Consider the following 23,216-nt stretch of genomic DNA (forward strand, 5'->3'; position numbering starts at 1 on the left):
TACGCTGCACAGCCAGGCCACCTGGACAGCACCCGGCTCCGTATCGTGACCCGAAGGGGCGTGCTGCCCGCCGTGAAGAGAGAGAAGACGATGCCGACCTCGAGAGTGATCCTCGCCAGCGGCTGCTTCTGGGGAGCCCAGGAGCTCTTCCGCTCACTCCCGGGCGTCGTGAGCACCCGCGTCGGATACTCCGGCGACGACGACACCCCCAACGCAACCTACCGGGATCACGGGGATCACGCAGAAGCCCTCGAAGTGATCTATGACCCCTCGATCATCCGATTCCAGATACTGCTGGAGTTCTTCTTTCAGATTCACGATCCCACCACTCGGAACCGTCAGGGAAACGACATCGGGCGCAGTTACCGATCAGCGATCTTCACGACGACCGAGGGACAGAGGAAGGTCGCCTTCCACGTGATCGAAGCGATCAACGCTTCCGGCCGCTGGCCAGGAAAAGTCGTGACAGAGGTGGGCGAAGCCGGCCCGTTCTGGGAGGCCGAACCCGAACACCAGGACTACCTGCAGAAGCACCCCAATGGATACTCGTGCCATTTCATCCGACCCGACTGGGTACTACCGGGCCGCTGACCGAGATCTCGCGATAGGAGACACATGAAACATCCCGACGGAATGATCGGCTTGACCGCGACCGACGCCGACACTGACCTCCCGGCTGCATCCTCGGACGCAGTCGAAGACTTCGTCATCACTGAGAACGTCGAGTCAGAGCTGTACGAAGCGACCGTGAACGGCAAGCTCGCCGCCGGCCTGCTCTACAGCAGAACCGGCGACCGGGTGCTTCTGCTCGCGACGTCCGTGTTCCCCGAGTTCCGCGGAAAGGGAGTCGCGGCGCGACTCCTTGGAGGCGTCCTCAACAGTCTCCGCGAGGACAAGAAGACCGCGACGGTCTCGTGCCCCTTCGCCGCCGCGTACATCCGCGCTCATCCGGAGTATGCGGATGTCGTCGACACGCGGTTCCCTGGCAACCCCCACGGACACCACCACTGATCGTCATACGCACAAGAGGAGAACCCACATGGCAACCGTCGAACTGACCGAGGACAACTTCGAGGTCACGATCAATCAGAACGACATCGTTCTCGTCGACTTCTGGGCGGACTGGTGCGCACCATGCCATCAGTTTGCGCCGGTCTTCGAGAAGTCGTCGCAAGACAATCCCGACATCGTCCACGCGAAGCTCGACACGGAGTCGGAGCAGCGCATCACTGCGGCGGCCCAAATCACCGCGATTCCCACTCTGCTCGCCTTCCGCCAGGGGTTGCTCGTCTTCAGCCAGGCCGGCGCCCTACCGCCCACTGCCCTAGCCGAAGTGGTAGAGAACGTCAGAGGACTCGACATGGACGAGGTCAGGAAGGACCTCGACTCCGATGGCGGCTCGGCCAAGGATGATCGCTGATGTCCACCTTGCATGGAGCACGCCCCTACATGGACAAGGCCGTCCCAGAAGCATGGGAAGCCGCGTCTGCGTTCGCGACCGCTGTGTCTGAAGCCGCATCGCAACGCGGACTCACTCCCGCCGAGAGCGAGTTGATCAAGGTTCGGGCGTCGCAGTTGAACGGATGCGTCTTCTGCCTCGATCTGCATTCGCGGCAGGCAAGGCGCGCAGGCGTCAATCAGCAACTACTCGACATCTTGGCCGCCTGGCGCGAGTCGCCACTGTTCAGGGTCAAGTCCCTGGAAGTGGTGTAACCGTCTTCGAGGTTGTAGGGGGCTTGTACCTGTCAGGTCTGCAGGGTCGGCATCACCTCCGTGCTCATCACGGTCTCTTGCTCCGTGGTCAGGGGCTCACGGCACCGGGCGAGCAGTTCCAGGCCGAGATACCGGCGGCCTTCGGCCCATTCATCTGTCTGCTCGGCCAGCACGGCCCCGACCAGGCGCACCACGGCATCCCGGTTCGGGAAGATCCCTACCGAGTCCGTGCGGCGCCGGATCTCCCGGTTCAGCCGCTCGGCGGGGTTGTTCGACCAGATCTGGCACCACACGTCCCTCGGGAACGAGGTGAACGCGAGGATGTCCTGTCGAGCGGCGTCTAAGTGGGCGGCCACCGCGGGCAACCTGTCCTGCACGTAGTCCAACAGGCGCTCGAACTGGGCGTGCACGGCCGGCCCGTCGGGCTGGTCATACACGCTGTGCAGCATGGCCTTCACCGCCGGCCACATGCTCTTCGGGGTCACGGCCATCAGATTCGCCGCGTAATGGGTGCGGCAGCGTTGCCACACGGCCCCGGGCAGGTTCGCCGCCACTGCTTCCACGAGGCCGCGATGGGAGTCCGAGGTCACCAGTGCCACCCCGGCCAGCCCCCGGGCCACCAGGTCCGCGAAGAACTCGTTCCACCCCGCCCCGGACTCCGTGGTGGCCACCCTCAGCCCGAGGACCTCGCGGCGCCCGTCCGCGTTGACCCCGGTGGCGACCATGGCCACCGCGTTGACCACACGCCCGCCCTCACGCACCTTCATGGTCAGGGCGTCGGCGGCGAGGAACACGAACGGGCCGGCCTCGCCCAGCGGCCGGTGGCGGAAAGCCTCGATGTGCTCGTCCAACTCCTGTGCCATCCGGCTGACCTGGGACTTCGAGAGCGAGTCGATGCCCAGCTGCCGTACGAGCTTGTCCATGCGCCGGGTCGAGACCCCGGCCAGGTAGCAGTCCGCGACCACGGTGATCAGTGCGGACTCGGCCCGTTTGCGGCGCTCGAGCAGCCATTCGGGGAAGTACGTGCCGGCCCGGAGTTTGGGGATGGCCACATCGATCGTGCCGGCGCGGGTGTCCAGGGGTCGGTGCCGGTAGCCGTTGCGCTGTGCGGTACGGCTCTGGGAGGCCTGGCCGTACTCGGCGCCGCAGACCGCGTCAGCGTCGGCGGAGAGCAGTGCGTTGATCACGGTCTGCAGCAGGTGGCGCAGCAGGTCTGGGGAGGCCTCCCCGAGAGCTTCGCGCAGCAGGCGTTCAGGGTCGACAATGTGTGGAGCGGTCATCGTGGTGATGTCCTTTCGAGAGTGCTGTGGAAGGTTCGCTCGAAGGCTCCCACGGTGACCGCGTCCGTCTCGAAGATGGTCGTGGCCACCGGGGAGGGTTACACCACTATCCGGGACTCAACTCTGTTCAGCGATCGAGAGCGCGCCTTGCTCGCGATCGCTGAAGCAGCCACCCGGCTCCCCCTCGACGCCGCCGTGAATGTCGAGCTCGCGCAGGCCCGAAGCACCCTCTCCGAGGCGGAGTTCGCGGCCGCGGAGTGGGTCGCCGCGGCCATCAACATGTTCAATCGGATCTCGATCCTCAGCGAACATCGCGTGCGACCACGCGACTCGGAAGGCAAGCTGAGCTGACGGTGTGCCGTGCGCAGCGTGGCCGCTACGCCAGAGGACGCGTTCGAGGCCGCACATGACTTGCCACCCGCTGCGCCCCTCAGGTTCACGCGCCCCTACGCAGCGGTTCGGGCACCAGGAGATATCGCGGCCATAGAGATGGTGCGTACGGTCCCGTCAAGCCGTACCGTGTTCCGGCACGCGAAGATACTCAACGTCGTTGAGGGCTCCTGCGCCCTAGAGACTGCTGAGAGCATGCACGTCCTGCGTCCTGGCATGTCTCTTGCCCTCGGCACCGGCAAATGGTGCCGCGTGCGCCCATCCCCGTCCGTACGCATCTGGGCCATCTACGCCGACGAGCAGTTCTGGCGCACCCAGATGGCATGGTTCCTCCCTGACGCAGAACGAGTGATCGCAGGAGTACACCCCCTCGAGTGGGACGGCCGCGCAATCGTCCTTGCGCCAGGTATCGCTGTGCTGCGGCATGTCGAGCCGATATGGCGACAGATGAGCGTACTGCGCAGCGGGACCCACTCGCCCGAAGTCGTCGCGACTCACACTCTCGAGCTTCTCGCACGATGGATGAGGCTGATACTGCCGACTTTTCTGGACGAAGCGCCGGACACCCTCACGACACCGTGGACACCCATCAATGGACGACTGACCGACACCGGATCTATTGGCTACGTCGGTCAGGCAATCCGGTTGCTTCGCGGGCGCATCGCAGAGCCGTGGACCGTTGGAGCGCTCTCACGCGAACTCTCCCTCTCACGGACCCACCTCACCCGCATGTTCGTACAGTACGCCGGCGCCGCACCAATGCGTCTACTCACTGAACTCCGGCTCACCGAATTCGCGCGGCTCATCGAAGAAACCGACATTTCCGTAATGCGTGCCGCAAGCGAAGTCGGGTGGAGCGATCCGCGCGTAGCATCCCACTGGTTTCTCCGTCGCTACGGCATCACGCCGACACAGTACCGGCGCACACCACATACGGTTCCTGAGGATCGACAAAGCCACGCTATCGCTGTCAACGACACCAGCCGGTAACCTCTGCGGACTCGTCGTATGAACCGCTCCACTCGACGCGTGTCCCACGTTTCGCCGGCGACGTCGACAGGTCTTGGACTGCCGTGTAGAACACGTCAAATACGTCGGGTTCATCGCGGAGCCTGACGGCCACAGGCCCAGTCCGTTGTCCGTCTCTCTTCTTCCTGATCCGCCCGGCGCACCTCATGGTCGCAAGGGTCAACGGCTTGTGCCGTTGGCCTCGCCGGGAGGAGGTCATTGATGGCGACGGACGAGGAGGCGCGAGCAGCGCGGGATGCGCGGCTCCAACAGCTCCATGAGCGGCTAACGGCTGCAGTCGATCAGCTCGTCTCGGGTGAGGACTGGAAGCGTGCGCTGGAGTTCGCGGCCCGGTTCCGGGCGAAGTCGTTCAACAACACGCTGCTGATCTGGGCTCAACATCTCGATCTCTACGAGGCAGGTCGCACAAGCGCGCCAGAGCCGACCTTCGTGGCCGGTTACAAGCAATGGAAGGCGCTGGGTCGCTCTCCGCTGGCAGGCGGGTCGATGCAGATCTTCGCCCCGCTGATGGCGCGGTTCGCGTCCTCGACACCGCAGAACCCCGGATCATGGCGCCGCCTGGACAGGTACGAGAAGCCGAAGCCCGGAGAAACGGTCCGGTCGAAGATGGTCCGCGCGATTCCGGTGCGTGTCTGGGACGTCTCGATGACCGACGGCCCGCCGATCCCTGAACGCCCGGCGCCGACGCTGATGGAAGGCCAGGCACCGGACGGCTTATGGGAAGGGCTATCGGCACTGGTGGCGGCCGAGGGCTTCGCGGTGCTGCGGGTCGAGCACGAGGGGATGATCCACGGCGCGAACGGCCTGACCGACTTCCAGGCGCGCACGGTCGCGGTGCGGACGAACATGGACGACGCCGCGCAGGTGAAGACCCTCGCGCACGAGCTCGCGCATGTGATGCTGCACGGCCCCGACAGCCCGGATGCGACCGGGCATCGAGGCGTCGGCGAGGTCGAGGCCGAGTCCGTGGCGCTGATGATCGGCGCCGCGCATGGCATGGACACCACCGCCTACACGATCCCGTATGTTTCGGGCTGGGCGGGCACGGTCAAGGACAAGGACCCGGCCGAGGTTGTGCAGGCCACCGGCGAGCGTGTCCGCAAGGTCGCCGTGACGATTCTCGACGCGCTACCCACCGTTCAGGTCGGCACGGGCGACCCGCCCGGCCTGTCCCGTGAGTCGACTGGGACTTCGCGTGTGGCTGGCTCTAAGCGGATCGCACCCCAGTCGGTGCCGGGCGAGTCGGCGCGTTCGTCGCGTCCTGCGGACGTCGCGGTGAGGAGCCTGTGATGAGCGTCGCCAGCGTCCTCTCCTCGGTGTCGACCCTTCCATTGCCACAGGCCGCCGCGCTGCTCGCGGCTGCTGGGGTGCCTGTGTTGCCGTGCGTGCCGGGCGCGAAGAACCCGCTGTTGAAGCCCGATGAGGAGAACCCGGAAGCGCAGCCCGGCGGGTTCCACGCGGCAACCATCGATGCCCGTCAGGTGGCGGCGTGGTGGCGGCGGTGGCCGTCCGCGAACATTGGCATCCCGACCGGCGCTGTCTCCGGGGTCGTGGTCGTCGATGTGGATCGCAAGCCCGGCGGTGACGGGTTCGCGGCGTTCGAGCGCTCCCGCCGTGCCGGCCTGGTGCCGGGATGGCTGGCCGCGGTCAGGTCGGCGTCGGGCGGGGCGCACTTCTACTTCCCATCCGACCCGGACCGGCCGCAGCGGTCGTGGCAGGCGGCGAAGGCGCATGTGGACTTCCGCGGCGACGGCGGCTACATCATCGTCCCGCCCTCGGCCGTGACAGGCGCCGGCTCCTACGAGTTCGTCGCCGGTGCCGACCGTGCGCCCGCACCGGTCGATGCGGCTCGGCTGCGGGACTTCCTCGACCCGCGCCCGGAGCCTGCCCCGCACCAGGTACGCGGCCCGATCCGGTCGGAAGATGCCACACGGCTGGCCGCGTGGGTCGGGATGCGCGCCGAGGGCGAGCGCAACCGCGGCCTGTTCTGGGCATCGTGCCGTCTCGCGGAGGCAGGCATGTCGCTGCCGGAGATGGTCGACGCGCTTGCCCCGGCCGGCGAACGAGTCGGCCTTGCGCCGCGAGAGGTCGAGACCACGATCCGTTCTGCGTACCGCGTCGCGCACGCCCGGCCCGCATCCGTCGTCGGGCAGGGCGATGCGCCGCAACGGCCGGTGCGGCTCACGGGGCAGGTGCTCTTATGAGTACCGCGGTACGGACGCGGGGCGGCGGGGTCGCGGTCGTGACGGCCTTGGCCGGGACGGTGTTCATCGCGGCCGGCGCGTTCTGGCTCTCGTTCACCGCCCTCGCGGACCTCGCTCGCCGCTCGGGCGTGGATGCCGGGCAGGCCTGGGCGTGGCCGCTCATCGTCGACGGGATCATCGTCGTCGCGACGGTCGCTGTCGTCGCCCTCGCGAGCCAGCGGTCGGCTTGGTACCCGTGGCTGCTGCTCGCGGCCGGTGCGCTGGTGTCGGTGACGGCGAACGCGATCCACGCCGTCGTCGCGGCCGACGCCGACGTGCCCAGCGTGCTCGCCGCGTGTGTGGCGGCGGTACCGCCGATGGTGCTGCTGGCGATCACGCACCTCACCGTGATCCTCACCCGCCCCCTTCCCGCGAGCATCGAGCCCGCCGAGGAGCCTGCGCCTGATGAGCGCGTGCCTGATGCTGCGCCAGCGCCGCTGGCGGTCGGACCGGTGCGCCAGGCGAGCCGGGAGCTCGCAGCGCGCCTGCGCGAGGAGGAGGGCTGGTCGAACAAGGCCATCGCCCGGCGCCTGGGCGTGCACCCCTCCACCGTGGGTCGCTGGTTCACGGCCCCGCCCGCACTGACGAGGCCTGAGGAGAAGGAGACGCCATGAACGACGACCAGCACACGACCGCCCTGCACGAGCGCGTCGAACGCGCCCCGGACTGGCCGGAGCGCGACGAGACGCCGCGGGAGGGCGAGACCTCGGCGCTCGCCCGGCACCGCGACCCGTCGCTGACCAAAGACACCACGGAGGCGGCGAAGAAGCAACGGCCGGGCGTGGAGTGGGTGCGCCCGACCAACCTGATGGTCTCCCGCTCGGCCAGGGTTGCGGGACGGGGTATCGACTTCCAGGCTGAGCTCGCCCGCCGCTCCCGCCGGGTTCCCGGCCAGGCGTACCGGGCAGCGCGCACCGGGGCGCGCACTGGTGTCCGGTTCGTGAGCGAGCGTGCCCGGAAGCTGCCGCCCGTGACGGCGTTCGGCCGCGGGTCCGGGGAGCACTACTCCTGGGTGTCTCGCTCCGGGATCGGGCTCGGGTAACCATGTTCGCCCCCGGCGCGACGGCGCGAAACCAAGCCGCTGTGGGCCGTGTGCGCACCTGCCTGTCAGGAGGTGCCGTCATGGAGACTGCCACGGCCCGCAAACGGCGGGAACGATTCGACGATTCGGAAGCGCTGCGCGCCCTGCTCACCCGCCTCCACGAGGCGGGGCGCGGAGCGTGGCGCCATGACCCCGAGGCCGCTGCGCTCATGGAGCACGCGGCGAGCAAGTACGCGGCGCTGGCCCGCAAACACGGACTGGACCCGTGGGAGGCGGCGTCCGCGGCATTCGAGGCGATGCGCGGTGCCGCGACCCGCCGGGCGGAGGACCCGTGGGCGGTGATCACGCGGGCGGTGCAGGTGACGTGCACCGCGGAGGAGCGCGGCAACGGGCTGCTGTGCTCCGTTCACCAGGCCCGCCGTCCCCGCTACTCGGTGTTCCACGATGCGGAGCGGTTCAGCGATCGGGAGAACCCGCTGCCCGACTACCACCCCGCGTTCCGGTTCGACCCATTCACCGACGACGAGCCCGACGACGAGGACCCGGCGCCCGAGCGAGCGGTGAACGTGACCGCCGCCATCGAGGACACCATCGCGTTCCTCACCCGGGTCGGGTGGGAGCCAGAGACCGCGCGGGCCGCGGTCGAGTACGTCACTGCCCGGCTCACGGAGGCGTCCTCGCGGGCGTCGGCGTTCGAGGTGCTGCGCCGAGACCGGCAAGCCCGCGCCCTCCTCGACCTCCCCGGCGCATCCTGGACGGCGCTGCTGCGGGCCGTGCTCGGCGTTCCCGACCCGGCACTCGCGCACACGAACGCCGGCCGCGGAATGCTCCGCCGCCTGCTGATCGGCCAGCCGCTGCGCGCACTCCTCACAGACGACGATCTCGTGATCACCGCCGGGCTCGCCGCACCCAGATTCGATGCCGGGAGCGGCGGGCGATGAGCACGCCGCTGGAAGGCCGAATCGAGCTGGAGCGCGCCGTCGATTCGATCGTCGTCGGCGCGCGGCACAGGCACGACCACGGCGACCTGATCCCGCTGGTCGAGTCGATACGCCGCCACGGGCTGCTGCAGCCGATCACGGTCACCCTCGACGGGCACCTGATCTGCGGAGCCCGACGGCTCGCGGCGATCAAGCTGCTCGGCATCAAAACCGTCAACGTGTGGGTACGCTCCGGCGTCTCCGACCGGCTCGGACAGCTCCTCGCGGAGCAGGACGACAACCAGCTCCACAAGCCCCTCACCCAGCTCGAAGCCGCCGCCCTCTACCGCGAGCTGAAGGCCCTGCTGGCCGAGGACGCCGCGCGCCGACAGGAGGCCACCCGGTTCCAGGCGTCCGCCGACGACGCAGAAGACGGTGGTGCCAATTTGGCACCACCGCAGATCGAGCAGGGCAAGACCCGTGCGCAGGCTGCTCGGATGGTCACTGGCCGCGCCTCCTACACGACGTTGGAGCGCATCGGCCGGCTGGAAGACCTCGCCGCGGACGAGTCCCAGCCCGAGGCGGTGCGGGCGCGCGCCGCGCAGGAGGTCGAGCAGATCAAGACCGGCGGCAGCGTCTATCCCTCGCATCTGCGCGTGAACGCGGAGCTGTCGCTGGCGGAGCTCGACCAGCTCGCCGCCGACCCTGCCCAGCCCGCCGAGCTGCGCGAGCAGGCCCGCACCGAAGCGGATGCGGTGCGGGCGGCGGAGCGGGAGGCGAAGGCTGCGGAGCTGGAGCAGTTGGCGCAGGCCGCGCTCGCCCGCGTCAAGGCCGCCAAGACCGGCAGGAAGGCGAAGCGGCCCGCGCTGACGGCGGTGGAGCCGGGTGTCCCGGTGCCGTTCCCGCTGAGCGTGTTCACCGCGACGTGGGACGACATGGCCTCGTGGTGGGAGCACTACGACCCCGCCGATGTCGGCCCGGCACTCACCACCGAGCAATGGGCCCGGTTCGAGGAGACGATCGCCGGCACCGTCACGTTCGCCGATGCCGCCCGTGCCGCCCGGGAGGACCGGGCCGAGCAGACCGCCTGAACAGGGCGGGGGGCGGTGGTGCGCACCTTCCTGGCAACCACGCATCCCTGTTGCCGTCCGGGAAGGACCCCTGTTCATGGACCCCGCCGCCCCCGATGACCGTCGCCGTCGTCGCCTGCTGATCGCCGCCACCGCCGCAGGCCTCGCCCTGCTGATCCTCGTCGGCGTCGGCATCTACGGACTCGTCCACGGCCCCGCCGCGGCCGACCCGGCGTCGAGCGAACGCCCGTCTACCACGGCTGCGCCTGTGACGCCCGGCCCGATGCCGGGCGGTGAGCTGGAGTCGCTCCGGCAGAACCTCGGCCCGGAAGCGTTCGCCCGCGCGGTCGCGACCGCCCTGTTCACCTGGGACACCACGACCGGGCACACGCCCTCGGACTATGCGCAGGTGCTCGCGGATGCCGCCCACGGTTCCGAGGCGGATGCGTTCGTGGGCGACGTGCGCGCCTACCTGCCTTCTGTGGAGGCGTGGGCGCAGCTGCGACAGTATGCGACGCGCCAGTGGCTCACCATCGACGAGGTGTTCATCCCGGAGGCGTGGGAGACCGCCGTCGACCAGGCCGCGCCCGGCCAGATCCCGGCCGGGGCGATCGCCTACACCTTCGAGGGCACGAGGCACCGCGACGGCACCTGGGGCACGACGCCGGTGGAGGCGTCCCGCCCGGTCGCGTTCACCGTGTTCCTCGTCTGCAACCCGCCCACGCCCGGCCACGGCGCGGCATCAGGTTCGTGCGAGGTGCTGCGGCTGTCCGAGCTCGACAACCCGCTGCACTAGCCGGGAGCGTCGTGATGAAGAAGCTCGCCGTCCTCGCCCTCACCCTGCTGCTCATCGGGCCCTCCACGGCCCTGCTGGGCGTCGCCGCGCTCGGCGGCACCTCCGCGACCGCCGCCGTCTGCACGCCCGGCTCACTCGCGGTCGGCCCGATCCCGGACTCGCTGACCACGACGACCCGAAACGGGGAGACGGTCACGCTGAACCGGCAACAGCTCACGCACGCGGCGACGATCATCACGGTCGGCGGGCAGACCGCCGGCGTCGGCCGCGACGGTGTGCTCATCGCGCTCATGGCCGCCCTCACCGAATCCACCCTGCGGATGCTCGCCAACACCAGCGCCTACCCCGAGTCGGCGAACTATCCGAACGACGGCAACGGTTCTGATCATGACTCGCTCGGCCTGTTCCAGATGCGCCCCGCCAGCGGCTGGGGCACGGTCGCCGAGCTCATGGACTCGGCTTACCAGGCCAGGGCGTTCTACGGCGGCGAGTCCGGCCCGAACTACCCGTCCCCGCGGGGGCTGCTCGACATCCCCGGCTGGCAGCAGCTCGACCCCGGCGAGGCCGCCCAGGCCGTCGAGGTCAGCGCCTACCCGGACAGGTATCAGAACTACCAGCCAGTCGCGCAGGCGATCCTCGACGCCCTCACCCGCCCCGCGCCCTCCGGCAACGGCGGCGGGGATGAGACACCGGTCGTGCCCGAGACGACCAGGATCGTGTTCCCGCTTCCCGAGGGAACCTGGGTGCGGACGAGCCCGTTCGGGTGGCGCAACGACCCGATCACCGGGGAACGACGCTTCCACGCAGGCTCGGACTTCGCCGCCCCCGACGGCACCCCGATCTACGCCGTCGCCGATGGCGTCGTGGTGCGCGCGAACTACACCGACGCAGGCGGCGGGATCATCGTCATCGAGCACACCGTCGGCGGGCAGCGGGTCGCGTCGATGTATGTGCACATGTGGCAGCACGGCATCCACGTCGCCGACGGCGACACCGTGACCGCGGGCCAGCACATCGGAGACGTCGGCTCCTCCGGCCACTCGACCGGCCCGCACCTCCACCTGCAGATCCACCCCGGCGGCGCCGGAGCGGACCCGGTGGACTCCGACGCCTGGCTCACCGAACACGGTGCCGGAGGGATTGCGGGCGGCGATGCCGCCCCCGCCCTGTGCACTGCCGGGGGCGCGTGATGGACGTGTTCCCCGACTTCGGCGGCGTGGGCGGCGCCGCAGACCTGCGCTCCATCGTCGGCGCGCTGCTGATGTTCGTGCTCGTCACCGCGGTGCTCATGCTCATCGTCTGCGCCATCATCTGGGCGATCAGCGGAGCCTCCGGCAACTACCAGGCAGCGACCAAGGCCCGCACCGGCCTGCTTGTCGCGGTCGGCGCCGCCGCGCTATCCGGTGCCGGCGTTGCCTGGCTCAACTTCCTGCTGGACGTCGGCACCCGGCTCTGACCGTCCTTGCCTGTGCGGCTGGGAGCGAGTGCGCACCTGACCGTCGAGAACCCCGTCTCGACCAGTCAAGGGAGCACAACCGTGATCGACATCGACCCCAACAGCTCGGGCCTTCCGGGCATCGAGCAGCTGCGCATCATCGTCGGCGCCGTCATGACGGTGGGCCTGATCCTCTCCGTCCTCGCCCTGATCGTCTCCGCGATCGTCTGGGGTCTCGGATCGAACAGCAGCAACCCCCACCTCGCCAGCCGCGGCAAGGTCGGCGTCCTCGTGAGCTGCGGGGCGGCGATCATCTGCGGCGCGGCGGTGACGCTGGTGAACTTCTTCTGGGGCGTCGGGCAGGCCGTCTAATGACGACCCGACATGACTTCCGACGGCGGGGGTGGGCGCGGTGAGCGTCTGCGACGTCCCGGTCATCTCCTCCGTCTGTGACGCCGTGGGCGAGGGCACCGCCTCCCTGATCGCGGCCCCGTTCGACTGGCTGGCTCAGGCGATGGCGGGGGCGGCGGCGTGGCTGTTCGAGGCCGTGTGGTGGGTGTTCGACACCACGACCCTCGTCGACGTCACGAGCGCCGAGTACGTCGGCGTCTACAACGTCCTCTTCGGCGTCGCCGTGTTCGTGATGCTGATCTTCTTCTGCCTCCAGCTCATCACCGGCCTGGTCCACCGCGACCCGACCGCCTTGTCCCGTGCCGCGCTCGGCCTCGCCAAGTCCGTCCTCGGCTCGTTTCTCGTCATCACGCTGACGGCGCTGCTGTTGGAGGTGACCGATCAGCTCGCGGTCGGGATCGTGCAGGCCACCGGGAACACGATGGAAGGGATGGGGACCCAGATCGGGCTCCTCGCCGTCGCCCTCGGCGCCATCAACATCGGCGGCCCTGGCGTCGGGGCGATCCTCACGATCTTCTTCGCCGGCCTAGCCATATCGGCGGCGGCGATTGTGTGGTTCTCCCTGCTGATCCGCAAGGCGCTGCTGCTGGTGGCGGTCGTGTTCGGCCCGGTCGCCCTGGCCGGGGCGACGTGGGATGCGACGAAGGGCTGGTTCGCCAAGTGGGCGGCGTTCGTGATCGCCCTGATCTTCTCCAAGCTCGTCCTCGTCGTGATCTTCCTCGTCGCGATCGGGCAGGTCTCGGCCCCGATCGAGGCCGACCTGGCCTCCATCTCCGACCCGATCGCGGGCGTCGTGCTGATGTTCATCGCCGCGTTCGCCCCGTACATCACCTACAAGTTCCTGTCGTTCGTGGGCTTCGACATGTACCACGCGATGTCGTCCGAGCAGGAGGCGAAGTCCGCGCTGAACCGGCCCGTGCCGGTGCCGTCCGCCCCGCAGGCCGACACGGCCAAGAAGGTCCTCGACGGCGGCACCGACCCGGGCAGCAAGCCGCCGAGTGGTGGAGGCGGCGCGGGCGGAGGCTCGACACCGCCCCCACCTCCTCCCGGTGCGTCGGCTGCGGCCCCGGCCAGCGCGGGAGCCGGCACGGCGGGCACCGGCGCCGCCGCATCAGCCGGAGCAGGAGCAGGGGCTGGAGCTGGAGCTGGAGCTGGAGCGGGCGCCGGAGCTGCCGGCGCTGGCGCGGCTGGTGCCGGTGCGGCCGCGGGGCCGGTCGGTGCCGCGGTGGTCGTCGGAGCCGCCGTGGTCAAGGCCGCAGCGACCGCCGGTCCGAAGGCAGGCAGAGCGGCGGGCGGCGCGGCGGACAGTCAGGCCGGCGCGGCGGCCGAGCAGGCATCCCCGCCGCCGTCGCAGGGCGCCCCGCCGCGTCCCGCACCGTCGACACCGCCTCCGGCCACGCCGCCCTCTCCCGGGCCTGGAGAGTCTTCGCCCGCGCGCCAGCGCCGGCAGGACCCGCCGCCTCCGCCGTCGTCCGCACCGGCCGGGAAGGAGTAACCGATGGTCACGAACTCGCCTAGCGACTACCCGCTGGCGCCGGTGCAGTTCTCGCGGCTCGCCAGGCGCGGCATCATGCTCGGTCTGTCCCTGCCGCAGCTCATCGTCCTCGGTATCGCGGTGCTCACGGTCGTCTTCTCCCTCTACACCGCCGACGGGATGGGCTTGGCCTGGACCGCACCCGTCTGGGGGACCTGCGCCCTGCTCGCGGTGATCCCTGCCGGGGGCCGGAAGGTGATCGAGTGGGTGCCGATCCTCGCCCGCTGGGCCGCCCGGACCTATCTCGGGCAGCTCATCTACCGGCGCCGCGTCATCAAGCCCCGCCCCGCCGGGACCCTCGCCCTGCCCGGGGATGCGGCACCGCTGCGGGAGTGGGAAGACCCCGAGACCGGCGCGGCGATGGTCCACGACCCGCACGCGCAGACCCTCACCGCGATCCTCGGCGTCTCCCACCCCGCGTTCGTGCTCCTTGATCCGGGTGAGCAGCAGCGTCGCGTCTCCGGCTGGGGCCGCGTACTGGCCGCCGCCTGCAGGTCCGGGCGGATCGCCCGCATCCAGGTGTCCGAGCGCACTCTGCCGGATTCCGGGACGGGGCTGGCGGAGTGGTGGCGCACGCACGGCACCGACGACGGCTCCTGGGCCGCGACCACGTACGCCGAGCTCATCGAGCGTGCCGGCCCCGCCGGAGAGCGCCACGCGACGACCATCTCGCTCGCGCTCGACATGAAGGCCGCCGCCCGGCAGATCAGAACGAGCGGTGGCGGGATACGCGGCGCGGCTGCGGTGCTGCGGCAGGAGATGAGCACGCTGACGACGGCGTTGCGCGCCGCGGAGCTCAGTAGCACCGGGTGGCTGACGCCGGGCGAGGTCGCCGTCGTCCTGCGCTCGGCTTACGACCCCGCCGCCGCCCCGGCGCTGGAGCGCCACGGGGACCTGGGCCGTGACCTGGCGACCGCAGGTCCGGTCGCGGTTACCGAGACCTGGGACCGGCTGCGGTCGGACTCCGCGCACCATGCGGTGCTGTGGATCACCGAGTGGCCTCGCTCGCAGGTGTATCCCGGCTTCCTCGCGCCGCTCGTGCTGTCCAACGGCATCCTGCGCACCCTCGCCCTGCACTACACCCCGGTGCGCGCCGACCAGGCCGCGCGGGACCTGCGGAAGAAGAAGACCGAGCTCATCTCCGATGCCGCCCAGCGGCGCAAGATCGGGCAGATCGACGACGCGGCCAGCAGCGCCGAGCTGGACGACGTGCTCCAGCAGGAGGCGGACCTGACTGCCGGGCACGGCGTCCTGCGCGTCTCCGGCCTCGTCTCCGTCTCTGCGCCGACCGTGGACGAGCTCGACGCGGCGGTGGCCGCGGTCGAGCAGGCGGCGATCCAAGCGTCCTGCGAGACCAGGCGGCTCGTCGGTCAGCAGGCGCAGGCATTCACCGCTGCCGCGCTGCCGTTGTGCCGGCCGGTCTGACCCGGCGCACCTGCTCACCAACCGTCACGCCTTCCTGTGAGGAGCCCCGATCATGCCGACCTTCGATGACCCGCTCGCGGACGCCGCTGAGGCGTCCGCCGCGCTGCGGGGCCTGGCCCACGCGACCCGCACGTTCGAGAGCCCCGCCGACACCCACCCGGTGATCGGAGATCTGCTCGCCGGCGTCAGGTCGCTGCGGCAAGTGCTCGACCAGCTCGCAGCCGCCCACATCAGCGCCCGCGCCAGGGCGCACGACGACGCCGGGAACCAGGCCGCCGGCGCAACCTCGGCCCTCGCAGCTGCCGATGAGCTGCACCAGGCCGGCACCCTGCTGGACACCGTGGAGTGGCGGCTGGACGCCGCCTCCCAGCACTCCGGTCGCATCGCCTGGCACCCCGCACCTGCCGTCGAGGACGGCCCGGCGAGGCGGTGGGTCAGCGTCGTGTTCCTGGAAGGCGCCGAGGCCGATGAGGTGCTGGAGCTGATCGACCGCGACGGGACGGATGCAGCGATCGAGCACCTGGCCGGGCACGACTACGGAGCGGAGACCACCCAGGCCGCGCTCGAGAACGGATACGTCTACGACGAGCCCCCGGCAGGTGTGCTCGACAAGGTGGCCACCCACGACGTCTACACGCTCACCTACAACCCCTTCCTCGGGCACGTCTCGCTGCTGCGCAAGCACGACACCGTGCCCGACCCGGCGCTCCTCGGCATCGACACCCCGGCCTCCGCACCCGCATCGGAGTCGAGGCGGGAAGCGGAACGCGCCGCGCACAAGTCCACGCGTGCAGTCGGCCCCGCGGTCAGCCGGGGGCGAGACGGGGCCGACTGGTTCACCCGCCGCCCCGGCGCCGCCTCCGCACACGGACGGGGGCTGGCGCTGTGACCGGGCAGGACGACAGCCGCCTGCACACCGCCGTGCTCGTCGGTCCCGAAGGCGAGCGGCGCCGGGCACGCAAGGCCCGCCGGCAGGCGGCGGCGAAGGTCGAGACCGATGCCCGCCAGCATCGCAAGGCACAAGCTCGGGCGAAGTGGGAGGCGGAGCAGGCTGAACGCCGCAACACGAGCTACCTGCCCGCCTCCGGCGAGGCGGGGCCCGCGGCGTTGCGGACGCCGGGCCGGTTCCGGCTCCCCAAGCACCAAGACACCTCCGCGACGCTCGCCGGCCAGTACCCCTTCCTGGCCGAGGCCGGCCTCGGCAGCCAGGGCGTCTTCGTCGGCCAGGACCTCTACAGCGGCGGATCGTTCGTCTACGACCCCTGGGTGCTCTATCAGCGCGGCCTCATCACGGCGCCGAACGTCGTGCTCGCCGGGATCGTCGGCTCCGGCAAGTCTTCCCTGGCGAAGTCGCTGTACACGCGCAGCCTGCCGTTCGGACGCAGGGTCTACGTCCCCGGCGACCCTAAGGGCGAACACACGGCTGTCGCGGAGGCGGTCGGCGGACGGGCGATCATCCTCGGCCACGGCCTTCGCAATCGTCTGAACCCGCTCGATGAGGGCCACCGGCCATCTGCCGTGTCGGATACGGAGTGGGCGATGCAGGTCGCCTCCCGCCGCCGCGACCTCATCGGCGCCCTCGCAGAGACCGTGCTGGACCGGGCGCTGTCGCCGTTGGAGCACACCGCCATCGACCTCGCCCTCCGAGACGCCGTCCGCAGCGCCGAGGTGCCGATCCTGCCGATGGTCGTCGACCGCATCCTCACCCCCAACACGGGGGACGATGAGGACGGTCGGCTCGCGGAAGACGGTCGTCTCGTCGGCCACGCGCTCCGTCGGCTTGTCGCCGGAGACCTCCAAGGCCTGTTCGACGGCCCCTCCACGGTCAGGTTCGACCCGTCGCTGCCGATGGTGTCGCTCGACCTATCGCGGGTCGCGGAGAACAGCACGCTGATCTCGGTGCTGATGACCTGCTCGTCCGCATGGATGGAGTCCGCTCTGTCCGACCCGGCGGGCGGGCAGCGATGGGTGGTCTACGACGAGGCGTGGCGGCTCATGCAGTACCCGGCGCTGCTTCGCCGCATGGACGCCCAGTGGAGGCTGGCGCGGCACTTCGGAATCGCGAACATGCTCATCTTCCACAAGCTCTCCGACCTCGACAACGTCGGCGATGCCGGGACCGCGATGCGCGCCCTCGCCTCGTCGCTGCTGGCGAATGCGGAGACCCGGATCGTGTACCGGCAGGAGCCGGACCAGCTCGGCTCCACCGCCCTCGCGCTCGGGCTCACCGGCACCGAGCAGAAGCTGCTCCCCGGCCTGGGGACCGGTCAGGGGCTCTGGCGGATCAAGGACCGCTCCTTCGTCGTGCAGCATCAGCTCCATCCCGCCGAGCTCGCCGCGTTCGACACCACCGGCCGCATGACCAGCGAACCCACGTAAGATCACGAATCCTGAAGGCAGTTGAGGCGGGAACCCACGGGCCGAGGGGCCATTTCAGAGTATCTGAGGTCGTGAGTTCGCGGTGTCGATGTCGTCGGGGAGCAGTCGCGGGATGAGCCGCACGAACACGACCATGACGATGAGCTCGACGAGGGTCTGTGTGACAACGACGAGCGGAGCAAGGTCGAACGCGGCGGGTAGGGCGAGGACGAGCGGGAGGACGACGAGGGAGTTGCGGGTCGCGCCGCTGAACACGATCGCGCGGCGACCGGGGACGTCGATCCGGGCAACCTTCCCGGCGGCGGCACCGATCGGGACCATGACCGCGGCGAACAGGATGTAGACGGGGATGGCGAGCAGGAGCGCGCCGAGCTGTCGTCCGACGCCGGCGATCTGGGAGGCCACCACGACAGCGAGGCTGAGCATCATGAGCGGCACCATCGCCCCCAGCACGGTGCCCTGGATCGCTACGCCCCAGCGGGTGCCGGCGGCGGCAAGCTGGGTGAACCCCGCGGCAACGAGAGGCAGCGCGATAAGCAGCAGGAACGCCTCGATGAACGGGGCGAAGTCGACCGTGGCGACGAACTCGGCTCCGACGAACAGCCAGAGGTAGAGCGGCAGCAGGAGCATCTGCGCGAGCATCAGCAGTGGTGCGGCCGCGAGCAGCCGATCCTTGGCTCCACCGGCGATGCCGGTGAACACGATGACGTAGTCCACGCATGGCGTGAGGAGGACGAACAACACGCCGATCAGGAGCACCTGATCGTGGGCGACGATCCGCGAAAGGACGTAGACGACGATCGGGACGGCGACGAAGTTCACCGTCAAGACGGTGACGAGGAAGCGCCAGTCGCGGAACGCCTGCCCGATCTTCGCGAACGGCACCCCGAGGAAGGTCGCGTAGAGCAACAGCCCGAGCACGGGGTTGATCGCCAACTCCGCCGGGTGCGCAATCGCCGGGATCAGCAGCCCGATGCCCGCGCCGAGGACGAACGCGGCGAGGTAGAGGGGCACCTGCCACCGCTCCATCCACTCGACCGCCGTCCGCATGAGTCTTATCCTTCCAGCCTTCCAATAGGTCACTGATCGCTGTATAGCCAGTGTGTGCTGACTCTTGCTTCTCGGGTGGACGTGATGAACCGGCTCGGCCGGGCGATGGCCGACCCGACCCGCTCGCGCATCCTGCTGTCGCTGCTGGAGCAGCCGGGGTATCCGGCGAAGCTCGCCCGCGACCTGGACCTGACCCGTACAAACGTGTCGAACCACCTGTCGTGTCTGCGTGGTTGCGGGATCGTGGTTGCCGAGCCCGAGGGTCGGCAGACTCGGTACGAGATCGCCGACCCACACCTGACGGCGGCGCTCGTCGCGCTGGTGGATGTGACGCTCGCCGTCGACGAGAGCGCGCCGTGCCTGGACCCGGCCTGCAGCGTGCCCGGCTGCTGCGACACCGAGGCCACCGCATGATGAGCGCGCCGGCCCTGACCGACGAGCGCCGCGCCCAGCTGCACCGGCGGGTGCGGTTCATCGTCTTCTTCACGATCACCTGGAACGTCATCGAGGCTGTCATTGCGCTCTCGGCCGGCGCGGTTGCGTCGTCTGCGGCGCTGATCGGGTTCGGTCTGGACTCGGTGATCGAGGTCGCCTCTGCCGCCGCGATCGCCTGGCAGTTCACTCGCAGAGACCCCGAACGGTGGGAGAAGGCCACCGTCCGGGTGATCGGGGGCGCGTTCTTCGCCCTGGCCGTGTACGTCGCCGTCGATGCGATCCTCGCCCTCACCGGCGTCCGCGACCCGGATCACAGTCCGGTCGGTATCGGGATCGCGATCGCCAGCCTGATCGTGATGCCCGTCCTGGCCTGGTTCGAGTTTCGCACCGGCCGGGAGCTGCGCTCCAAGAGCGTGCAGGCCGATGCGAAGCAGCTTCTGCTGTGCATCTACCTCTCCGGCACCGTCCTCATCGGGCTCGTCCTCAACGGCCTGTTCGGGTGGGCGTGGGCCGACTCCATCGCCGCGCTCGTGGTGGCGGGCCTGGCGATCCGTGAGGGTATCGAGGCTTGGCGCGGCGACATCGAATCCCCCTTCGAGGTGCTCGAAGACCTCGACCACGACGACCACGAGGAGGTCACCCCGTGACCCACATCGGCCCGCTCAACGGCCTGCCCATCGCCTGCACGCTGACCCCCACCGCCGGCAAGGCGCAGATCGAGAAGTGGCGAGCATTCGACGAGGACTACGCACTCGAAACGGAACGCACCGACACGCGGCTGACCATCCACTACGCCAAGGTCGAGGACTCCATCGCCCGCCTTCGCGGGCTGGTCGAGGCCGAAAGCTCCTGCTGCTCCTTCGTCGACTGGCGCATCGAGGAGCAGCACTCGGACCTGCGGCTCGTGGTGACCGGCTCCCCGCAGCAACTCGCCGCCCTCAACGTCGGATAGTCCAGCCCGAGCCGAGCGTTCACCATTCCTGCGATTCCTTCACGAATCGTGAACTCCTCGCACTAATCCTGAACGTTCGTCAGCCGCGGAGCACTGGCCGTACTCGCCCGCGTACCTGATGGATATGAGACTGCGACCGACTTACACCGCGAACGAACTCACGGCGGTTGGGACAGATGCGCACGAGTTCGGGAATCTCGACGTGCCTTCAGGAATCCCGAACGATCGGCAGGATTCCTGATGCTCCGGCCCCGCTACAAGCGATCCTGGGGCGAACCCGCATCCCGAAGCGGGAGTGCCGAGCCCGTGCCGGTCGTGCTCCCGCTCGTCGCCATCACCATCGCCGAGGACGGCCGCATGACCGTCACTGTCGACGGGGCGCCGTTCGAGCCGGAGCCGTTCGCGCCGCCGTGGCGGCGGGAGGACTTCGCCCGCGTCCTCGACCAGCTCACCGACCTGCGCCGCTCCCCGGTGCGGGTCGAGGTGCGCGAAGCGGACGGAACCGTGTTCACCGACATCATCACCCCGAGCAGGCGCCGCCGCACCGAACCCGATCCAGAGCCGGCATCGGAAGAACCGGCCCGCCGACCGGCGGCGGAACTCGTCGCGCTGCACGGGGAAGGGTTCGTTCCCGGCGAGGACGTCGCGATCGCCGTCGTCATCGCCCACGGCGATGCCGCCCCGGACGGCACCATGCGCGGCCTCGTCGAAGCCCACCAGCTCGCCGGGACCCCGACCCGCGAGGTCATCCTGCTCGGCCGCGTCTCCGGCACCCTCACGATCGGCCACCCCGAATGAGCACGCCCCGGCCCACGGGAGCGCTCGGGGACGAGCTGAGCAACCTCGGCATCGGCATCCTCATCGGCACGGCGGTCCTCGCCGCCATCCTCCGCGGCGCCGGGTCCGTCGCCGCCTGGATCACCGGCGTCAACCAGCCCACTGGCGGAGTCGAAGCCGGACTGGGCGTGCTGCTGGGCCCCGGTGACCCAGCGACCGCGCTCGGCGCACCGGGCCTGAGCGCCGTGGCGTACTGGATCACCGCCGGTCTGCTGGTCCTCGGCGCCGGAGTGGCCGGCTGGTGGACGTGGCGGTTCTTCCGCGAGCACGGCCGTCAAGTGAATACCGACCCGTACCGCATCGCCGGGATCGCCACCCGCAACGAGGTCGCTAAGGCCGCCTCGGAGGCGGCGCTGCTGCGCCGGGCCGGTCACCTGCGGCCCTCGCTCCACCAGCCGCAGCCGAAGGATGTCGGCTACCGGATCGGCGCCTCACATGGCACGAGCGTCTGGGCGTCCGTCGAAGACAGCATCCTGCTGATCGGCCCGCCCCGCTCCGGGAAGGGCGCCCACATCGTCATCAACGCCATCTTGGACGCCCCTGGCGCGGTCGTCACCACATCGACGCGGCCGGACAACCTGACCGCGACGCTCCGCGCCCGGCAGAAGATCGGCCCTGTCGCGGTGTTCGACCCCCAGCACCTCGCCGAAGGCCTACCCGCCGGGCTCAGGTGGTCACCCATCCGCGGGTGTGAGGACCCTTTGACGGCGATGATCCGCGCGACCGGCCTTGCCGCCGGCACCGGTCTCTCGGCCGGCGGGGTCGAGGGAGGCGGGTTCTGGGAGGGCAAGACGAGGACCGCGCTCCAGGCGCTCCTCCATGCCGCCGCCCTCGATCACCGGCCGCCCTCGGAGCTGTTCCGTTGGACCCTCGACCCCTCCGCCGCCGCGGACGCAGTGGCGATCCTCACCGCGAACCCGCGAGCGGCGACTGGGTGGGCGGACTCGTTGCAGGCGATGATCGACTCCGACCCCCGCACGCGCGACTCCATCTGGCAAGGCGTCTCCCTCGCCCTCGCCGCGCTGGCAGACCCGCGCGTGCTCGACGCCGTCTCGCCGCGCGAGGACGAGGACTTCGACCCCGAAGCGTTCCTCCGCGACCGAGGAACCCTCTATCTGCTCGCCACCGGAGCCGGCGCCAACAACTCCGCTGCGTTGGTGGCGGCGTTCGTGGAAGACGTCGTGGAAGCCGCCCGCCGCCTCGCCGCCACGAGCCCCGGCGCCCGCCTCGACCCGCCACTGCTGCTCGCACTCGATGAGGTCGGCAACCTCGCACCCTTGCCCTCGCTGCCGACGCTCATGGCAGAGGGCGGCGGAACCGGGATCACGACCATGCCCGTACTCCAAAGCCTCGCGCAGGCGCGGGAGAAGTGGTCGGAGAACGCGGCCGGCGCGATCTGGGACGCCGCTATCGTCAAGATCGTCCTCGGCGGAGCGTCGAACTCCAAGGACCTGCACGACCTGACCACGCTCATCGGCGAGCGCGACGAAGTGACCGACTCCACCACGGTCGGAGACCACGGCTCCCGCTCCGCACAGCGCTCCATCCGCCGCGTGCCGATCATGCCGCCCGACACGATCCGCACCCTCCCGTTCGGGACTGCACTGGTGCTGCTGCGCTCCGCACCACCCATCGTCACCCGATTGCGGACCTGGACCGACCGGCCCGACGCGAAACAGCTGCGCGACGACCGGGCCGACATCGAGGCGACGCTGCAGCACCGCTCGGAGGAGCCGCCGGGCGCACCTGCCTGACAGAGCGGCCCCACCGTGGGGTCGCCGCCGATGTCAGAAAGAGGGGCAGTCCAATGGCTCTCCACACGCAGGAATCCGTCTCGGGGTTCATCGCCTCCGACCCGCAGCTCACCTACACGGAGCGGGGCGATGCCCGGTTCTACGCCAAGATCGGGCAGGAGCACTATCGCAAGGAGCCGGACGGGTCGTTCACGCAGACCGAGACGACCTTCCACGACCTCGTGGCGTTCAAGAAGACCGCCGAGCGCGCCCACGACCGGCTCGCCAAGGGAGACAAGTTCGTCGCCGAGGGCTACACCCGCGAGTACGACCGCGCCACGCCGGAAGGCGAGGTGGTCAAGTCCGAGGAGTTCGTCGCGAAGAAGCTCGGCCACGACCTCGCCCGCACGAGCTACGAGGTCGACCGCACCCGCCGCCAGCCCGCCGTCACGCAGGAGACCGCGGGGCAGACCGTCGATGTCGGCGCCCGCCGCGAATCACGCGGCGCCGCACCGGCGCTCGGGCTCTGAACGGCGGTGACC

28 protein-coding genes are annotated in these 23,216 nt (G+C 69.9%); 26 read left to right on the forward strand and 2 right to left on the reverse strand.

Translation table 11 applies throughout. From position 1 onward, the window contains the following. The first annotated feature begins 90 nt into the window (after positions 1–90). Genes msrA through AC0VX2_RS07160 form a run of 4 tightly spaced genes read left to right on the forward strand, consistent with a single transcriptional unit; the run spans position 91 to position 1,713 of the window. Positions 91–591 carry a peptide-methionine (S)-S-oxide reductase MsrA gene (gene msrA / locus AC0VX2_RS07145; RefSeq protein WP_043281847.1) on the forward strand — a complete coding sequence of 167 codons (501 nt, stop codon included), beginning with the start codon at positions 91–93 and terminating at the stop codon, positions 589–591. A 24-nt stretch (positions 592–615) separates the two neighbouring features. Further along, on the forward strand, positions 616–1,011 hold the full coding sequence (locus AC0VX2_RS07150) for a GNAT family N-acetyltransferase (protein ID WP_083325287.1): 396 nt from the start codon (positions 616–618) through the stop codon (positions 1,009–1,011). A gap of 28 nt (positions 1,012–1,039) precedes the next feature. Further along, positions 1,040–1,420: a thioredoxin gene (gene trxA / locus AC0VX2_RS07155; protein ID WP_020627593.1), complete on the forward strand. Its 381-nt coding sequence runs from the start codon at positions 1,040–1,042 to the stop codon at positions 1,418–1,420. Beyond that, positions 1,420–1,713: a carboxymuconolactone decarboxylase family protein gene (locus AC0VX2_RS07160; protein WP_475432462.1), complete on the forward strand. Its 294-nt coding sequence runs from the start codon at positions 1,420–1,422 to the stop codon at positions 1,711–1,713. The genes trxA and AC0VX2_RS07160 overlap by 1 nt, the downstream gene beginning before the upstream one ends. A gap of 32 nt (positions 1,714–1,745) precedes the next feature. Here AC0VX2_RS07160 and AC0VX2_RS07165 read toward each other — a convergent pair whose 3' ends face one another. After that, positions 1,746–2,993, reverse strand: a complete 1,248-nt coding sequence (locus tag AC0VX2_RS07165; RefSeq protein ID WP_216442065.1) for an IS256 family transposase — start codon at positions 2,991–2,993, stop codon at positions 1,746–1,748. 54 nt (positions 2,994–3,047) lie between these two features. On the opposite strand from AC0VX2_RS07165, the gene AC0VX2_RS07170 reads away from it, so the two are divergent. The 16 genes from AC0VX2_RS07170 (at position 3,048) to AC0VX2_RS07245 (ending at position 17,667) form a co-directional block, all read left to right on the forward strand. Then, positions 3,048–3,344, forward strand: coding sequence for a carboxymuconolactone decarboxylase family protein (locus AC0VX2_RS07170; RefSeq protein ID WP_475432464.1), 297 nt, complete (start codon positions 3,048–3,050; stop codon positions 3,342–3,344). 255 nt (positions 3,345–3,599) lie between these two features. Continuing rightward, on the forward strand, positions 3,600–4,373 hold the full coding sequence (locus tag AC0VX2_RS07175) for an AraC family transcriptional regulator (protein ID WP_168167988.1): 774 nt from the start codon (positions 3,600–3,602) through the stop codon (positions 4,371–4,373). 240 nt (positions 4,374–4,613) lie between these two features. Next, positions 4,614–5,702, forward strand: a complete 1,089-nt coding sequence (locus AC0VX2_RS07180) for an ImmA/IrrE family metallo-endopeptidase (RefSeq protein ID WP_070708795.1) — start codon at positions 4,614–4,616, stop codon at positions 5,700–5,702. Beyond that, a complete protein-coding gene (locus AC0VX2_RS07185) occupies positions 5,702–6,616 on the forward strand; it encodes a bifunctional DNA primase/polymerase (protein ID WP_020627596.1) in 915 nt (304 codons plus the stop codon). The genes AC0VX2_RS07180 and AC0VX2_RS07185 overlap by 1 nt, the downstream gene beginning before the upstream one ends. Further along, on the forward strand, positions 6,613–7,269 hold the full coding sequence (locus AC0VX2_RS07190) for a DUF2637 domain-containing protein (RefSeq protein WP_020627597.1): 657 nt from the start codon (positions 6,613–6,615) through the stop codon (positions 7,267–7,269). The genes AC0VX2_RS07185 and AC0VX2_RS07190 overlap by 4 nt, the downstream gene beginning before the upstream one ends. Then, positions 7,266–7,697 carry a hypothetical protein gene (locus AC0VX2_RS07195; RefSeq protein ID WP_475432467.1) on the forward strand — a complete coding sequence of 144 codons (432 nt, stop codon included), beginning with the start codon at positions 7,266–7,268 and terminating at the stop codon, positions 7,695–7,697. Before AC0VX2_RS07190 ends, AC0VX2_RS07195 begins: the two co-directional genes overlap by 4 nt. Positions 7,698–7,777: 80 nt before the next feature. After that, positions 7,778–8,638: a serine/threonine-protein kinase gene (locus AC0VX2_RS07200; RefSeq protein WP_043281843.1), complete on the forward strand. Its 861-nt coding sequence runs from the start codon at positions 7,778–7,780 to the stop codon at positions 8,636–8,638. Further along, positions 8,635–9,708, forward strand: coding sequence for a ParB N-terminal domain-containing protein (locus AC0VX2_RS07205; protein WP_020627600.1), 1,074 nt, complete (start codon positions 8,635–8,637; stop codon positions 9,706–9,708). Before AC0VX2_RS07200 ends, AC0VX2_RS07205 begins: the two co-directional genes overlap by 4 nt. Positions 9,709–9,784: 76 nt before the next feature. Next, complete coding sequence (locus AC0VX2_RS07210; protein WP_020627601.1) at positions 9,785–10,483, forward strand: hypothetical protein; 699 nt, start codon at positions 9,785–9,787, stop codon at positions 10,481–10,483. A 14-nt stretch (positions 10,484–10,497) separates the two neighbouring features. Further along, positions 10,498–11,673, forward strand: coding sequence for a M23 family metallopeptidase (locus AC0VX2_RS07215; protein ID WP_020627602.1), 1,176 nt, complete (start codon positions 10,498–10,500; stop codon positions 11,671–11,673). Next, positions 11,673–11,939: a DUF6112 family protein gene (locus tag AC0VX2_RS07220; RefSeq protein ID WP_043281856.1), complete on the forward strand. Its 267-nt coding sequence runs from the start codon at positions 11,673–11,675 to the stop codon at positions 11,937–11,939. The genes AC0VX2_RS07215 and AC0VX2_RS07220 overlap by 1 nt, the downstream gene beginning before the upstream one ends. An 81-nt stretch (positions 11,940–12,020) precedes the next feature. Then, positions 12,021–12,290, forward strand: coding sequence for a DUF6112 family protein (locus AC0VX2_RS07225; RefSeq protein ID WP_020627604.1), 270 nt, complete (start codon positions 12,021–12,023; stop codon positions 12,288–12,290). Between the two features lie 40 nt (positions 12,291–12,330). Then, positions 12,331–13,824: a TrbL/VirB6 family protein gene (locus tag AC0VX2_RS07230; protein ID WP_043281858.1), complete on the forward strand. Its 1,494-nt coding sequence runs from the start codon at positions 12,331–12,333 to the stop codon at positions 13,822–13,824. 3 nt (positions 13,825–13,827) lie between these two features. After that, the gene (locus AC0VX2_RS07235; RefSeq protein ID WP_020627606.1) at positions 13,828–15,288 is read left to right on the forward strand and encodes an SCO6880 family protein; all 1,461 of its coding nucleotides are present in this window, start codon (positions 13,828–13,830) and stop codon (positions 15,286–15,288) included. A gap of 52 nt (positions 15,289–15,340) precedes the next feature. Further along, positions 15,341–16,177, forward strand: a complete 837-nt coding sequence (locus tag AC0VX2_RS07240) for a hypothetical protein (RefSeq protein ID WP_070708980.1) — start codon at positions 15,341–15,343, stop codon at positions 16,175–16,177. Next, positions 16,174–17,667: an ATP-binding protein gene (locus AC0VX2_RS07245; RefSeq protein WP_070708981.1), complete on the forward strand. Its 1,494-nt coding sequence runs from the start codon at positions 16,174–16,176 to the stop codon at positions 17,665–17,667. Before AC0VX2_RS07240 ends, AC0VX2_RS07245 begins: the two co-directional genes overlap by 4 nt. Positions 17,668–17,721: 54 nt before the next feature. Here AC0VX2_RS07245 and AC0VX2_RS07250 read toward each other — a convergent pair whose 3' ends face one another. Continuing rightward, positions 17,722–18,717: an arsenic resistance protein gene (locus AC0VX2_RS07250; protein ID WP_101966154.1), complete on the reverse strand. Its 996-nt coding sequence runs from the start codon at positions 18,715–18,717 to the stop codon at positions 17,722–17,724. 54 nt (positions 18,718–18,771) lie between these two features. On the opposite strand from AC0VX2_RS07250, the gene cmtR reads away from it, so the two are divergent. The 6 genes from cmtR (at position 18,772) to AC0VX2_RS07280 (ending at position 23,204) form a co-directional block, all read left to right on the forward strand. Further along, positions 18,772–19,131 carry a Cd(II)/Pb(II)-sensing metalloregulatory transcriptional regulator CmtR gene (gene cmtR, locus AC0VX2_RS07255; RefSeq protein ID WP_043278786.1) on the forward strand — a complete coding sequence of 120 codons (360 nt, stop codon included), beginning with the start codon at positions 18,772–18,774 and terminating at the stop codon, positions 19,129–19,131. After that, positions 19,128–19,799 carry a cation diffusion facilitator family transporter gene (locus tag AC0VX2_RS07260; RefSeq protein ID WP_371204940.1) on the forward strand — a complete coding sequence of 224 codons (672 nt, stop codon included), beginning with the start codon at positions 19,128–19,130 and terminating at the stop codon, positions 19,797–19,799. Before cmtR ends, AC0VX2_RS07260 begins: the two co-directional genes overlap by 4 nt. After that, the gene (locus AC0VX2_RS07265) at positions 19,796–20,104 is read left to right on the forward strand and encodes a hypothetical protein (RefSeq protein WP_020624338.1); all 309 of its coding nucleotides are present in this window, start codon (positions 19,796–19,798) and stop codon (positions 20,102–20,104) included. The genes AC0VX2_RS07260 and AC0VX2_RS07265 overlap by 4 nt, the downstream gene beginning before the upstream one ends. Positions 20,105–20,461: 357 nt before the next feature. Next, positions 20,462–20,902 (forward strand): hypothetical protein, encoded by a 441-nt coding sequence (locus AC0VX2_RS07270; protein ID WP_240739668.1) that lies wholly within the window; start codon positions 20,462–20,464, stop codon positions 20,900–20,902. Next, complete coding sequence (locus tag AC0VX2_RS07275) at positions 20,899–22,695, forward strand: type IV secretory system conjugative DNA transfer family protein (protein ID WP_020624340.1); 1,797 nt, start codon at positions 20,899–20,901, stop codon at positions 22,693–22,695. Before AC0VX2_RS07270 ends, AC0VX2_RS07275 begins: the two co-directional genes overlap by 4 nt. A 53-nt stretch (positions 22,696–22,748) precedes the next feature. Then, positions 22,749–23,204: a single-stranded DNA-binding protein gene (locus AC0VX2_RS07280; protein ID WP_020624341.1), complete on the forward strand. Its 456-nt coding sequence runs from the start codon at positions 22,749–22,751 to the stop codon at positions 23,202–23,204. Positions 23,205–23,216: the final 12 nt, after the last annotated feature.

It is taken from the genome of Micrococcus sp. iso_239, assembly GCF_056173395.1.